At 65.4% G+C, this 12,907-nt stretch carries 13 protein-coding genes; 8 read left to right on the forward strand and 5 right to left on the reverse strand.

Going from position 1 to position 12,907, the window contains the following annotated elements; all coding sequences use genetic code 11:
* The first annotated feature begins 40 nt into the window (after nucleotides 1-40).
* From cheY to HTZ84_RS12365, 8 genes are all read left to right on the forward strand, one after another.
* Complete coding sequence (gene cheY / locus HTZ84_RS12330) at nucleotides 41-403, forward strand: chemotaxis protein CheY (RefSeq protein WP_008896351.1); 363 nt, start codon at nucleotides 41-43, stop codon at nucleotides 401-403.
* Nucleotides 400-1,608 (forward strand): chemotaxis-specific protein-glutamate methyltransferase CheB, encoded by a 1,209-nt coding sequence (gene cheB / locus HTZ84_RS12335; protein ID WP_174680954.1) that lies wholly within the window; start codon nucleotides 400-402, stop codon nucleotides 1,606-1,608. Before cheY ends, cheB begins: the two co-directional genes overlap by 4 nt.
* Nucleotides 1,601-5,317, forward strand: a complete 3,717-nt coding sequence (locus tag HTZ84_RS12340) for an Hpt domain-containing protein (protein WP_174680955.1) — start codon at nucleotides 1,601-1,603, stop codon at nucleotides 5,315-5,317. The genes cheB and HTZ84_RS12340 overlap by 8 nt, the downstream gene beginning before the upstream one ends.
* A gap of 34 nt (nucleotides 5,318-5,351) precedes the next feature.
* Entirely contained in the window at nucleotides 5,352-5,957 is a 606-nt protein-coding gene (locus HTZ84_RS12345; protein ID WP_012942163.1) for a chemotaxis protein CheC, read from the forward strand.
* On the forward strand, nucleotides 5,954-7,207 hold the full coding sequence (locus tag HTZ84_RS12350; protein ID WP_174680956.1) for a chemotaxis protein CheC: 1,254 nt from the start codon (nucleotides 5,954-5,956) through the stop codon (nucleotides 7,205-7,207). Before HTZ84_RS12345 ends, HTZ84_RS12350 begins: the two co-directional genes overlap by 4 nt.
* Entirely contained in the window at nucleotides 7,204-7,725 is a 522-nt protein-coding gene (locus tag HTZ84_RS12355) for a chemotaxis protein CheD (RefSeq protein ID WP_174680957.1), read from the forward strand. Before HTZ84_RS12350 ends, HTZ84_RS12355 begins: the two co-directional genes overlap by 4 nt.
* Nucleotides 7,722-8,567, forward strand: a complete 846-nt coding sequence (locus HTZ84_RS12360; protein ID WP_174680958.1) for a CheR family methyltransferase — start codon at nucleotides 7,722-7,724, stop codon at nucleotides 8,565-8,567. Before HTZ84_RS12355 ends, HTZ84_RS12360 begins: the two co-directional genes overlap by 4 nt.
* Before the next feature lie 91 nt (nucleotides 8,568-8,658).
* Nucleotides 8,659-9,936: a hypothetical protein gene (locus HTZ84_RS12365; RefSeq protein ID WP_174680959.1), complete on the forward strand. Its 1,278-nt coding sequence runs from the start codon at nucleotides 8,659-8,661 to the stop codon at nucleotides 9,934-9,936.
* A gap of 23 nt (nucleotides 9,937-9,959) precedes the next feature.
* Here the strand turns inward: HTZ84_RS12365 and HTZ84_RS12370 are convergent, their stop codons facing one another.
* From HTZ84_RS12370 to HTZ84_RS12390, 5 genes are read right to left on the reverse strand one after another with little or no spacing between them, the layout of a single operon-like run.
* Nucleotides 9,960-10,751 carry a DUF7289 family protein gene (locus tag HTZ84_RS12370; RefSeq protein ID WP_174680960.1) on the reverse strand — a complete coding sequence of 264 codons (792 nt, stop codon included), beginning with the start codon at nucleotides 10,749-10,751 and terminating at the stop codon, nucleotides 9,960-9,962.
* Nucleotides 10,751-11,257 carry a DUF7266 family protein gene (locus HTZ84_RS12375; protein WP_174680961.1) on the reverse strand — a complete coding sequence of 169 codons (507 nt, stop codon included), beginning with the start codon at nucleotides 11,255-11,257 and terminating at the stop codon, nucleotides 10,751-10,753. Before HTZ84_RS12375 ends, HTZ84_RS12370 begins: the two co-directional genes overlap by 1 nt.
* Nucleotides 11,254-11,745: a hypothetical protein gene (locus HTZ84_RS12380; protein ID WP_174680962.1), complete on the reverse strand. Its 492-nt coding sequence runs from the start codon at nucleotides 11,743-11,745 to the stop codon at nucleotides 11,254-11,256. Before HTZ84_RS12380 ends, HTZ84_RS12375 begins: the two co-directional genes overlap by 4 nt.
* Nucleotides 11,739-12,380, reverse strand: a complete 642-nt coding sequence (locus HTZ84_RS12385; RefSeq protein ID WP_174680963.1) for a DUF7288 family protein — start codon at nucleotides 12,378-12,380, stop codon at nucleotides 11,739-11,741. The genes HTZ84_RS12380 and HTZ84_RS12385 overlap by 7 nt, the downstream gene beginning before the upstream one ends.
* A gap of 4 nt (nucleotides 12,381-12,384) precedes the next feature.
* Nucleotides 12,385-12,906: a DUF7287 family protein gene (locus HTZ84_RS12390; protein ID WP_174680964.1), complete on the reverse strand. Its 522-nt coding sequence runs from the start codon at nucleotides 12,904-12,906 to the stop codon at nucleotides 12,385-12,387.
* Nucleotide 12,907 lies beyond the last annotated feature (1 nt).

Raw genomic sequence — 12,907 nt, forward strand, 5'->3', positions numbered from 1 at the left:
ATGGTAGTTGTATTGTTATCAGCGGTTGGTGTACTACTGAATGTCGACAGGGGTGCTCATCGTGGACGACTCTCATTTTATGCGGAACTTACTGCGCCAAATCTTGGAACAGGATTACCGCATTCTCGGAGAGGCGTCCAACGGCGCCGAAGCAGTCAAACTGTACAAAGAACACGACCCCGATATCGTCATGATGGACATTGTGATGCCCAAGTGCAACGGCATCAAGGCGACCGCGGCGATCAAGAAGATCGATCCGGACGCCCGCGTTATCATGTGTACGAGTGTCGGGCAGCGTGAGAAAATGAAACTCGCCGTGAAGGCTGGTGCGGACGGCTACGTCACGAAACCGTTCGAAGAACCCAGCGTCAGAAAGGCCCTCACAGACGTCGCTGCGGCATGACGCGAGTACTCGTTGTCGACGACTCGGGGTTTATGCGGACAGTCATCGGCAACGCGCTTACCGGGACTGGCTACGAGGTCGAGACGGCCACGAACGGTTCGGAAGCGATCGAAGCGGTGGCGGCGTACGACCCGGACGTCGTCACGATGGACGTCGAAATGCCCGAACTCGGCGGTATCGACGCCGTCGAGCGAATCATGGCGACGAATCCGACGCTGATTCTCATGCTCAGCGTTCACACTGAGGAGGGCACGGAAGCCACGCTCGACGCGCTCGAGCGCGGCGCCGTCGACTTCCTTCACAAACCCGACGGCGCCGACGAGCGAACGGTCACCGACCTGACCGACGACGTCGTCGCGAAGGTCGACGAACTCGCCGACGCGAACGTCTCGTCGATCGCCCTCGCTCGCGCGTCCGCCTCCGCCTACGCGACGCGATCCAACCAGGAGGCGGCCGCCGGCCGGGCCGTCGCCGGCTCCGGAAACGACGCACAGGTCGGCTCCGGTGGCGGTCCCCAGGCATCGCCGGACGGTCCGGCGGTCGGGCCCCGCGCCGCCGCCGGAACCGAAATCGGCGACTTTCCGCCGGTCGATCTCGAGGGCGAGTACGCGGCCGATCCGGTCGTCGTCCTCGGCGCCTCGACCGGCGGTCCGAAGATCGTCGAACGACTGTTCGAACGGCTGCCGATCGAGCTCGACGCGAAGGTTCTCGTCGTTCAGCACATGCCCGCTGGCTTCACCGAGCGCTTCGCCGACCGCCTCGATACGCGCAGCGAGTACGACGTCCGCGAGGCCACCGACGGCGAATCGATCCATCCCGGCGAGGCGGTGATCGCCCCCGGCGACGCCCACCTCGAGGTCCTCAGCAACGTCAACGGGCGCCTTCGCGTCCGACTCGACGACGGCGAGCGGCTTCACGGCGTGCGTCCGGCGATCGACGTGACGATGCGGACCGCCGCCGAGCGGGTCGACGACCCGCTCTGTGGCGTCGTGTTGACCGGGATGGGACGGGACGGGGCGGACGGAATCGAAGCGATCCACGCCGCGGGCGGACGAACCATCGCACAGGACGAAGCGACGAGTCCGGTCTTTGGCATCCCCTGTCAGGCGATTCAAACGGGCTGTGTCGACGACATCGCGCCCGCCCCCGAACTCGTTGCGGCGATCGTCGACGCGTTCGATACGGACGGTGAGACCGATGACTGACTATCTAACCGACTTCGTTCAGGAGAGCGAAGAACGAATTACGGAACTGAACAACGCGTTGCTCACGCTCGAGCGCGACCCGACCGACGACGAGGCGATGGAGAACATCTTCCGGGTCGCACACACGCTCAAGGGCAACTGTGGCGCGATGGGACTCGAGCCGGCGAGCGATCTCGCCCACGCGATCGAGGATCTGCTCGACGCCGTCCGGCAGGGCGGCCTCGAGGTGACGCCCGAACTGATGGACGTCGTCTTCGACGCGGTCGACGAACTCGAGACGATGATCGACGAGGTCGCGGCCGGCGGCGAGATCGAGACCGATCCGTCGGCGACGATCGCGGCCCTTCGAGACCAGCTCGAGGCCGCCGACGGGCTCGCCGCGATCGCGACGCCATCGACCGACGAGATCGACGCCGTCGCCGAGCGGTTCGATCCGCCGGCCGACGACGAACACCACGCCTACCTGGTGCGGCTCGCGATCGCCGAGCGGGACGGCGTCAACAGCGGCAAGCTCGTCGTCGACGCGTTGATCGACGCGTTCGATCTGATCGGAACCCAGCCGCCACGAGACGAGATCGAGGCCGGCGAGTACGACGGCACGTTCGACGCCGTCTTCGGCAGCGCGGTCGGGAGATCCGCGATCACGTCCGGCCTCGAGCCGGTCGAGGAGGTCGCCGACTTCGAACTCGTCGACATCAGCGACCGGTTCGACGCCCGTTCCGACGACTCGGACGCGGCCGCCGAACCGGGTGAGGGGATCTCCACGGAAGACGCCGCGGATCTCGAGGTCGACGACCTGCTCGACGAGTTCGACGAGTTCGACAACTTAGACGAGATGGTCGAGGACGTCGACGACGACGAACTCGAGGCCTTCGAGGAGATGGGCGAGGCCGGCTCGTTCGACGATCTCCTCGACGACGACGACCTCGAGGTCGACGGCGAACTCGGGGAGCCGGCGGTCGATCCGATCGAGGACGACGCGACGGCCGACGACGCGAGCGAGCAGGCGGCCGACGATGCGTCGGCCGACGCCGAAGCGGACGACGTCGACGACGCCAACGCCGTCTTCAACGAACTCAAAGACGAGGTCGAGATGGTCGGCTTCGACGAGCTGCAGGACGAACTCGAGGAACTCGAGTTCGACGAGTTCGACAGCGACGACGAGGTCGATATGGACGAACTCCTCGGCGAGGACGCCGACGCCGACGACGCGTTCCTCGCGGGGCCGGAACCGACCGAGGACGACGTCGACGACCTTCTGGTCGACGCCGGCGACGATGACGAGAACGAGGACGAATCGGCGACCGACGCCGTAACGGACGACGAACTCGACGAGTTGCTGGCCGGCGACGAAGAAGCGCCCGCCGATGCAGCGACCGACGAGGGGGTCGACGACCTGCTTGCTGGCGGCGACGACGACCCCGCCGACGCGGCGACGGACGACGACCTCGAGGACCTGTTCGCAGGCGACGAGGAAGCGTCCGCTGGCGCAGCGACGGACGATGAGTTCGACGATCTGTTCGCGGACGACGAGGACGCCGTTGACAAGCCGACGGACGACGCCGATATCGAAGCGGTCGCCGAAACGGATCCGTCCGCAAAAGCGGAGTCGGCGGCTGAATCAGCGTCCGCCGCCGAAACAGAGCCGACCACCGACTCGGCGTCAACCGCGGTCGATACGGAGGCGCAAACCGACGCGGCCGACGACGATCTCGAGTCCGCGACGGTTGCGGAAAGCGATCCCGACCGCGAGGACGACCCCGCGGTCGACGATCCGTCGACGCTACCGGAGTCGGACGACGCGATCGAAGCGACGCCGGAACCGGGAGACGGCGGCGACGCGCTCGAGGACGAGTCAGACGCCGAGTCGACCGATCTCGAGACGCCCGATACCGCCGTCGAGACCGACGGTACGGACGACGAATCCGTCGAGGCGGACTTCGAACCCGAGGAGGCGACCGACGAACGCGACGAGACGTTCGGCGACGACGCCGTCACGGCCGACTCCGCCGGCGACGGACAGACCGCGGACGACGCCGAGGGCGAGTTCGCCGACGATCTCGAGACGAGCTTCGAGGACGAGTTCGAGTCGCCGGCGTCGGCCGACGACTCGAGCGACGACCCGTTCGCCGCTGACGATGACGAAGACGATCCGTTCGCGGACGACGACCCGTTTGCGGACGAGGACGATCCGTTCGCGGACGACGCGGCGGACGATGCCTTCGGCGAAGGCGACGCGTTCGCGGCGGACGATCCCTTTGCCGACGAGTCGTTCGACACCGAGTTCGAGTCGCCGGACGACGAGTTCGACGACGTGACCGCCGCGACCGACGCCGACGCGGGGTCAGTCGACGAGGTCGTCGACGGCTTCGACGATTCGTTCGGTGACGAGGACGGCGAGGCGGCGACCGACTCGAGTGCGGAAACGCCGTCGTTCGACGACGCCGGGGCCGACGACGGCGACGAATCGGCAGCGGAGGTCGTCCACCGGATCGAGGAACCGACCTTCGAGAACCCCGGGCTGACGGTTCAGGAGTCGACGGACCGACCGGACGCCGACGAGCAAACCGACGAGATCCAGTCGGTCAGGGTCGACATCGACCAGATCGACTCGCTGCTGACCCTCGTCGAGGGGCTGGTCACGAGCCGCGTTCGGCTCCGCCACACCGCGACCGAAAGCGAGGCGACCGACGCGCTCGAGACGGAACTCGACGACCTGGAGGACCTGACGACGGACCTCCAGGAGACGGTGATGGACATCCGACTGGTCCCCTTGCAGACGGTCGCGAGCCGACTGCCGCGGGTCGTCCGCGACATCGCGCGCGATCAGGACAAGGAGGTCGCCTTCGAGATGACCGGCGAGGACGTCGAGCTCGACCGCAGTATCCTAGACCGGATCGGCGACCCGCTGATCCACCTGGTTCGCAACGCCGTCGACCACGGCATCGAACCGCCCGAGGAGCGCGAAGCGGCCGACAAACCGCGCGAGGGATCCGTCGAGGTCCACGCCGACCGGTCTCGAGACCGGGTGCGGATCACCGTCGAGGACGACGGGAGCGGCCTCGATCCGGACCGGCTTCGCGACGAAGCCGTCGAGGCCGGCGTCCGCTCCGAGGACGAGGTCACGAACATGTCCGACGACGAGGCGTACGACCTCATCTTCCACCCCGGGCTCTCGACGGCGGACGAGGTGACCGACGTCAGCGGCCGCGGCGTCGGCATGGACGTCGTCAAGCGGACGATCGAAGACCTCGACGGCACGGTCGCGATCGACAGCGAGGCCGGCGAGGGGACGACCGTGACGATGACGCTCCCGGTGTCGGTCGCCATCGACGACATCCTGTTCATCGAGTGCGGCGGCGAGGAGTTCGGGGTGCCGACGAAGGCCGTCCAAGACATCGAATCGGCCGCCACCCTCGAGACCGTCGACGGACGGCGGGTCCTCACCGACGGCGACGACACCTACTCCGTCATCGAACTCGACGACGTCCTCGAGACGCCGCGAGCGAGCGCCAACGGCGACGGGATGGTCGTGCGGATCCGCGACGACGTCCGGTCGGTCGCCCTTCACTGTGACCACGTGTACGGCCAACAGGAAGTCGTCGTCAAGCCCTTCGAAGGCTTCATGAGCGATATTCCTGGACTCAGCGGAGCGACGGTGCGAGGACGGGGGGAAGTGGTCAACATACTAGACGTGACAACACTATGACAACGAACGACTACCCACACCCACGGAGGAACCCATGACGCTAATGGTCGATATTCGAAAGCTGAGTTTCATCAACGAAATGGCGAAGGTCGGGACGAACGGCGTCGCCGACAACATGAGCAAGCTCACCGGCGAGGACGCCCAGATGGAGGTGACGAAGACGAACTTCATCGACGTCGACGACATCGAGTCCCAGCTGGACTCGGGCAAGCGAGTCGGCGTCCGCGTCCGGCTGCTCGATCCGCCCCACGGCCACATCCTCATCCTCTTCCCCGAGGCCAGCGCCAAGAAGATCACGGCGATCATGCTCCGGGACGTCGTCGACGACATGTCGGACGTCTCGGGCAAGATGGCCAGAAGCGCCGTCGAGGAGATGGGCAACATGATGGCGAGCGGCTTCATCGACGGCTGGGCCGACGTGCTCGGGCGCGCGATCGACATCGCCGCGCCACAGCTCGTCTACGCACCGACGGGCGATATCGTCACCCGAACCGCCGGGCTCGGCGGCGACGATCTCGCGCTGTTCTTCGACTCGGATCTGACCGTTCCGAGCTACCAGATCGAAGCCGAAATCTACGCCTTCCCCGACTTGGAGGAGTTCGTCGAGATGGTCAACGGCATCGAAGTCCAGCACGCATGAAACTCGACGTCAACGCACTCGGAACCTTCTACCGAATGGCCCGAGAGGGCGCCGGACTGGCCGCGGGGCGGCTGACCCACATGACCGGGGTCGAAACGCAGGTCGGCGTCACGAAACTCAACTTCATGCGCGGCCGCGAGATCCAGCGGGATTTCGAGGATTCGACGGCGAAAGTCGGCGTGCGAGTCAAGCTCACCGGCGCCATCGAGGGCTACTCGATGATCGTCTTCGAACGCGAGAACGCGTTCCGGATCGTCGAGACGCTGCTCGCCGAATCGGACGAGGTCGAAATCGACGTCGACGGCGAGTTCGACGAAATGACGCGCAGCGCCGCGACAGAGGTGGGTCACATCATGAACAGCGGCTTCATCGACGGCTGGGCCGACGTCCTAGAGACCGTCATCGACGTCTCGACGCCCGAGTTCGTCCAGGGGGCGACCGCGGAACCCTTCTTCGGGGACATCAACGAGGCGCCCGACGACGACGACCTCGCCTTGCTCTTCCAGAGCCGGATCGAGACCGTCGGCACCGAAGTCGGCTTCAGCCACTACCTCTTCCCGAAGCGGGAGTCGATGTCCGCGCTGCTCGACCGCCTGCGGACCAGCGGCGGCATCGAGTACGACAAACTCGACGGCTTCGACCGCATGGCCGAGCGCGGCGCCGAGGAGGTCGCGAAGACGGCGACGACGCTGACCGGCATCGACACCAGCGTCGAGATCCGGCGGCTGAACTTCGTCTCGCTCGAGGCGATCCCCGAACAGGTGGCCGACCAGAAACTCGTCGGCGTCGCCTTCGAGTTCGACGGCATGCCCAGCGGTTATCTGCTCTTCCTGTTCGACGAGGAGTCGGCCCACGAGATCGTCGACGCGATGGTTCCGATGGAGGTCGACGAGGACGGGTTCGGCGAGATGGGGACCAGCGCGATCAAGGAACTGGGCAACATCATGGCCAGCGGCTTCCTCGACGGCTGGGCGAACGTCCTCGACACGACGATCGACCACTCGACGCCGGAGTTCATCCACGACATGGGCGCCGCCGCCGTCGACCCCGTGATCATCCAGCTCGGGGAGAACCAGGAGTTCGCGTTCGTCTTCGACACGGTCGTCGTCGCCGACGGCCGGGAGTTCGACTGCGAGGTGTACGCGATCCCGGACGAAGCCGACCTCGAGCGGGCGCTGAACAACCTCGACGTCGATCGGATCGAAGAGACGCCGACGACGGCCGAGTTCCAGGAAGTCAACAACTCATGAAGACGTACGGAACCGAACCGGGCGCGCCGACGCCGGTCCAGGTCGGGATCTCCGAACTGGTCGTCAGCGACGGCGACGATACGCTCAAATCCTACGGGCTGGGCTCGTGTCTCGCGATCGCCCTCTACGACCCCGACAGCGACATCGGCGGACTGGCCCACGTTATGCTCCCCGACGGCGACACCGCCGACAACAGCGACCGAAAACCCGGCAAGTACGCCGACACCGCGATCCGGGCGCTGTTGCGACGGATGGTCGAGCAGGGAGCCAGCTACACCACCGTCGAGGCCAAGATCGCCGGCGGCAGCGACATGTTCGAATTCGAGAGCTTCGGCGACGGCGTCGGCCAGCGCAACATCGCCGCCGCCAAGGAGGAACTCGAGAAGCTCGGCGTCCCCCTGATCGCCGAGGACGTCGGCGGCGAGTACGGGCGAACCGTCGAGTTCACGCCCGGAACGGGGACGCTCCTCGTCAAAACGGCCGACGAAAGCGCCGAGAACGGACGGGTGGAGCTATGAGCGACGCGGCGTTCGACGAACTCCTCGAGTTCGTCGAGGACGAACTCGCCTTCGCGACGAGCCACTACAACGACAGCTACCTCGATCGGCGCGTCTCCTCGCGAATGCGCCGGACCCAGTCCGAGACGTACGCCACGTACCTCGAGACCCTCCGGGACGATCCCGAGGAACAGACCGCGCTGCTCGAGGCGATGAGCATCAACGTCACCGGGTTCTTCCGCAATCCCGACGTCTGGGACGGGATCCGAGAGGTCCTGCAACGGCTGACCGCGACCAACGAGACCGTCCGCGTCTGGAGCGCCGCCTGCGCCGACGGGCGGGAACCCTACTCCGTGGCGATGCTCGCCCACGACGACCCCGAGATCGACGAATCGTCGGTCTCGATTCTCGGCACCGACATCAGCGAACCCGCGCTCGAGACGGCCCGGTCGGGCGTCTACGAGGAATCCCGGACCGTCGACCTCGCCGACCAGCTCGGCTATCTCAACGACTACGACGCGTACGTCGAGCGCGACGACCGAACCTTCCGGATCGATCCCGCCGTCAAACGGAACGTCACGTTCGCGTGCCACGACCTGATCAACGACGACCCCAAGACCGGATTCGATCTGGTCATCTGCCGGAACCTGTTTATCTACATCGACAACGAGTACAAGCAGTCGATGTTGGCGACGATCGCTCAGTCGCTCCGACAACAGGGGTACCTCGTTATCGGGAAGGCCGAGACGATCCCTCCGAACCTCAAATCCGCGTTCACCGTCCGCGACGCTCGGCTTCGCATCTACCACCGAGACACGCTGGAAACGGCCTCGCTGACCGGCGAACGGACACCGTCGAAGTAGACCGCGGCCGGTAACCGCGGTACGGTTCGCAATCCGTCTCCTGTAACACACAGCGACGCTTACGTATCGGGGCCGCGAAAACGGAATCGAGATGAGTGCATTCGATCTCGACGCGTTCGTCGGTCGCTCTCGAGCGCTCGTCGAGTCCGCGCCGCCCGCGACGCGCCGGGAAACGCGTACGTGGCTCGTCGATCCCCTTCTCGAAACGCTGGGCTGGGACGTCCGCGCCGATACCTGTCTGCACGAGACGACCGTCGACGGTACCCGACTCGAGTACGTCACCGCCGTCGGCGGGGTTCCCGCGCTGTTGGTCGCCGTCGAACCCTACGGGGAGTCGCTGGACCGAGACCGCGCCGTGTCCCTCCTCGAGACGATGGCGTGGACGGGGATCGACCGCGCGATCTATACCGACGGCCGCGACTTCCTCCTGTTGGCCGGGACGACCGACGCCGATCGGCTGGCCTGTCGGCTCACCGCGTTACCCGACCACGAGTCGGCGCTCGCCCACTACACGCGCGAGACTATCGGCCAGCGACTCGAGCGCCACTCCCGGCCGTTCGTCGCCCGCCAACTCGCCGTCGCACGCGACGAGATCGTCGCGTCGATCGTCGACGAACTGACGGCCGTAACCGATCAGGGCGTCGCCTACCGCGCGGAGTTCGACTCCGCGGCCGGCCGGTTCGTCGAGCGCCTCGTCGCCGCCTTCAGCGACGACGGACAGCGACCCGTGGCCGGCGAGCTGGAGGCCGCCGACGCCGACGTGTCGTTCGAGTTCTCCGAATCCGGTTCCTCCAGCGACGAGAGCGAAGCGACTCGGGAACCGATGTCGACGGATGAGAGCCGGCCGAACAACCCTTCGACCGGCGACCCGGACTCCTCGACGGACGAGACGAGCGCGACCGAGGACTGCGAGACCGACGCCGCCGCAGACGCTGCAGACGGGGACGAGTCACAACCGAACGGGGGCGGCGCCGATGCCGCCCGCGCGAGTGCCTCGAGACCCGAACGAAGCGACGCCGACGTCGACGAGGGCGAGTACGTCGTTCGCTTCTTCAACGAGCGAGGCTCGATCGGCGCGATCGGCCACTCCAGATCCGATCGGGCGCTGGTCGCCGCCGCGGAGTACCTCTTCGAGCGGGGCCTTTCCGGACTCTCGGTCCCCTGGCGTCCCGACGACGGCGACGATACGCGAGCCGTCCTCCACGAGTCCCCGACGCATCCCGACGAGACACCGATGACCGCTCCCCGACAGCTCTCGAACGGGCTCTACCTCGAGACCGGCGGTGACGCCGAGCGACGGGCCGACCGCGTCGAAGCGCTCGCCGCTCGAGCGGGGTTTCGGGCGATGCTGACCGGCGATTGGGAGTGAAACGGACCGTCGGGGTCGACCGCTCAGTAGTCGATATCGGCTTCGACGATCGTGACGACGACGCGACCGTCGCCGTCGAAGTCACCGCAGCCGCCGTCGTCCTCGCTCCATCCCGACAGGATGTCGTCCCAGGCGGCTTCGTACGCGCCGTCGTCTTCGCGTTCGATAGTCACGTTATCGACGCCAGTATAGATCTTACTGCTGCGATCTTCGACGGTCATCGTCACGCCGAGCGCGCTGCTAGCTTGGACCGACCGGTCGTCGGCGGAGATGGCGACCAGCGAGATGATCGCCGTCTTTTGGGCCGGCTTACACCGCAGCTGCGGTTCTCGGAGGACGACGCTTCCGGTCTCGTCCCCGCGAACGAGACCGCCGCCCTCGTACGCGATCGTGCTGTCGTCCGATTCGTAGGCGAATTCGCCGAGTTCAGCGGTGACGTTGTCGCCGTAGCCGGCGAACCGCTGATCGCCGCTCTTGGTACCGATCGGGTCGCGACCGTTAATCGAGATATTGAGCGCCGTTCCGCCGCTTCCGGTCGTGCTCTGCCCGTCTCGAAGCGAGAGCTCACCGTAGCGCTGGTTGACGCCGTTCGAGCGGAGCACGTCGTTGAAGTTGTCCGTCAGCGAATCCATCGCGCGCACGGCGTTGGTCTCCTGTTCGTTCGCCTGGTAATCCATCATCGCCCCGAACGCGGTCGTGTATAGCAAGCCGACCGAGCCGAGGATGATCGCGAAGGTGAGGATGAAGGCGACGACTTCGGAGACCCCGCGGTCGTCGAGTCCCAGGCCCGCCGTCGGTGTGGATCGCCGATCCATTATCTGTCCGCCTCCGTGAGTTCGATTCGACTGCCAGAGCCATCATATACGATCTCGATCTTGCCGCTTTGAACCGTTCCCTCGAGGACGACTCCGTCGGTGATCTTCACCGGAACGTAAACCGTTACGTCGGTACTCGTGGCGTCCAACTCGAGACAGGGATTCGAACCGTCGAGCAGTGGTGCTTCCTGACACTGGTCTCCCGGTAACGCAGCGATAGTATACCCCGTACTCGCGACTGTCCGCGGCTGGTCAGAAATAAGCGAGACGGTGGACGCGTTCTCTCCGCCGGCGGCCATCCGATCGACGTTGTCGATATCGCCCGCCAGTCGGTCGCCGACGGTCTCGAGGGCGGTTTCGGTCGATCGCTCGGTCTCGGACTCGAGCATCGTGCTGCCGGCCATCAACAGCATGGCGATGAGGATCGTCGTGATACCGATCGTGAGGACGTGCGTGAGCGCGATGGACATCCCGCGGTCGGACGTGTGGTCGGGACGGCGGATCATGACGGACACTCCTCCGGAGCGACTTCCAGCGTTCGATTGTACCTCTGCTCGCTCGAATCATACGAGACGGTGACGGTCACATGACCTTCGAGCGTGCTGACACTGTCGGTAGTGGTGTAATTGATGGTCGACTCATTAACGTCGACAGTTACTGCCGCCGGCTGTGCGTGTGCCGTCGCGTTTTGGTACAACCCGTCGAAATCTTGTATCCCTTGAGTGAGGTTCGCTTTGTCCTCGCTCTCGGCTGCCAGACAGGCGATCCCCTGCCGGACCTCGAGTTCGGTCGCCTCGGCACTGCTCGCGCTCTGGCTCGTCTCGCCTGACGACAGCGTCTCAGTGTAGAGGACGCCGTTGAAGACGACGACCACGCCGAGCACGATGAAGGCGAGCGCGACCGCGCCGATGAGGATCACCTGTCCCCTGTCCGGTCGGTCGTCCGATCGATCACCGTCTCCGCTTGATCGCTCACATGTACTGTCTGCTACCATACTGAAACGCGCACCTCCACGACGTTGTAGAGTTCAGAGTCGTCCGCCGGGTTCGCTTCTGGGATCGGATACGTTTTCGCACTGGAAATGTTACCTTCTTGACTGTCCGGTGTGAGTTTGTCTGCGTCGTAAAGCGTCACGGTGTAACTGGCCGTGACGGCTGCAGACTTGCCCTGATCGACGAACGGTTTGCTCCTGTACTCGTTACTCTCGTTCTGATAGACCAGTTCGACGCTGTAGCTTAACCCCCGTTCAGCGAACCGTTCTCGAAGGATTTTCCCGAGAACTGTCTTCTCATAGAACGTCGAGTTGCGTGATGTGTTGTAGGCGCCGTTACCTGCCTCGGGATCCGAATTGTAGAATTCACCCTCATCGTCATCCCAGTATCGGACCATCTCCGAGAGCGTCATGCTCTCGTTCGCAGCGGTCCCGTTCGCAGCGACCACCAGCGCGTCCTGTGCCTCCTGTTCGAGTTGCGCCTGTGACGTCCGGTCGGCGAGTCCGCCCGTCGTCGGCGTGATGACCACCGACTGGAGTGCGAACAGGACCGCCATCAGGACGACCATCGCCGAGACGAATCCCTCGAGGGTGTAGGCCTGCCCGCGGTCGGTTTCGGAGTGGGGTGTGTCTCGCATCGGATCACCACACCCTCACGACGAGCCGACAGGCCGGCTCGCAGCCGTCCGTCGGCCCTGTTCCGTCGGCAAACGTGACGATCCGTGCGGAGCTGGCCGCCGACTGGTTATCGTAGCCGTCGCCGACCGTCCAGTCGTCCCCGAGCGGTTCGCTTTCGTTGAGCGGCTCGAGGCGAACGTCGATCCGATCGTAGCGGGTTTCGTCTTCCCTGAGGCCGAGCCGTTCGGACAGATCGTCGTCCTCGTCGAAGAACCGCTCGAGTTCGGTCTCCGGCCCCGACTCCGTCGACAGATCGTGCACGGCTCGGTCGGCGACGCGGTCGGCCTGGGCCGTCTGCCCGCCGGAAACCGACGAGTCGAACGGGGTCAGGATCGACGGGAGAAACGAGAAGACGAAGGCTACGGCCAGGATGAACACGCCGATCCCGATGGCGAAGTCCTGCGTGGTCTGGCCGCGCTCGCGCAGGGAGATCGACACCGTCTTCGGGCGTCGGTCGCGGTCGGTTCGGGTCCGTGTTCGGCTCATG

It is taken from the genome of Haloterrigena gelatinilytica, assembly GCF_013342145.1.
GTDB lineage: Archaea > Halobacteriota > Halobacteria > Halobacteriales > Natrialbaceae > Haloterrigena > Haloterrigena gelatinilytica.

Coding starts and splice junctions, on each gene's coding strand:
- HTZ84_RS12365 (WP_174680959.1), top strand. CDS start 8,659: ATGAGTGCATTCGATCTCGACGCGTTCGTCGGTCGCTCTCGAGCGCTC.
- HTZ84_RS12385 (WP_174680963.1), bottom strand. CDS start 12,380: ATGCGAGACACACCCCACTCCGAAACCGACCGCGGGCAGGCCTACACC.
- HTZ84_RS12375 (WP_174680961.1), bottom strand. CDS start 11,257: ATGATCCGCCGTCCCGACCACACGTCCGACCGCGGGATGTCCATCGCG.
- cheY (WP_008896351.1), top strand. CDS start 41: ATGTCGACAGGGGTGCTCATCGTGGACGACTCTCATTTTATGCGGAAC.
- HTZ84_RS12340 (WP_174680955.1), top strand. CDS start 1,601: ATGACTGACTATCTAACCGACTTCGTTCAGGAGAGCGAAGAACGAATT.
- HTZ84_RS12380 (WP_174680962.1), bottom strand. CDS start 11,745: ATGGTAGCAGACAGTACATGTGAGCGATCAAGCGGAGACGGTGATCGA.
- HTZ84_RS12350 (WP_174680956.1), top strand. CDS start 5,954: ATGAAACTCGACGTCAACGCACTCGGAACCTTCTACCGAATGGCCCGA.
- HTZ84_RS12360 (WP_174680958.1), top strand. CDS start 7,722: ATGAGCGACGCGGCGTTCGACGAACTCCTCGAGTTCGTCGAGGACGAA.
- HTZ84_RS12390 (WP_174680964.1), bottom strand. CDS start 12,906: ATGAGCCGAACACGGACCCGAACCGACCGCGACCGACGCCCGAAGACG.
- HTZ84_RS12345 (WP_012942163.1), top strand. CDS start 5,352: ATGACGCTAATGGTCGATATTCGAAAGCTGAGTTTCATCAACGAAATG.
- HTZ84_RS12370 (WP_174680960.1), bottom strand. CDS start 10,751: ATGGATCGGCGATCCACACCGACGGCGGGCCTGGGACTCGACGACCGC.
- cheB (WP_174680954.1), top strand. CDS start 400: ATGACGCGAGTACTCGTTGTCGACGACTCGGGGTTTATGCGGACAGTC.
- HTZ84_RS12355 (WP_174680957.1), top strand. CDS start 7,204: ATGAAGACGTACGGAACCGAACCGGGCGCGCCGACGCCGGTCCAGGTC.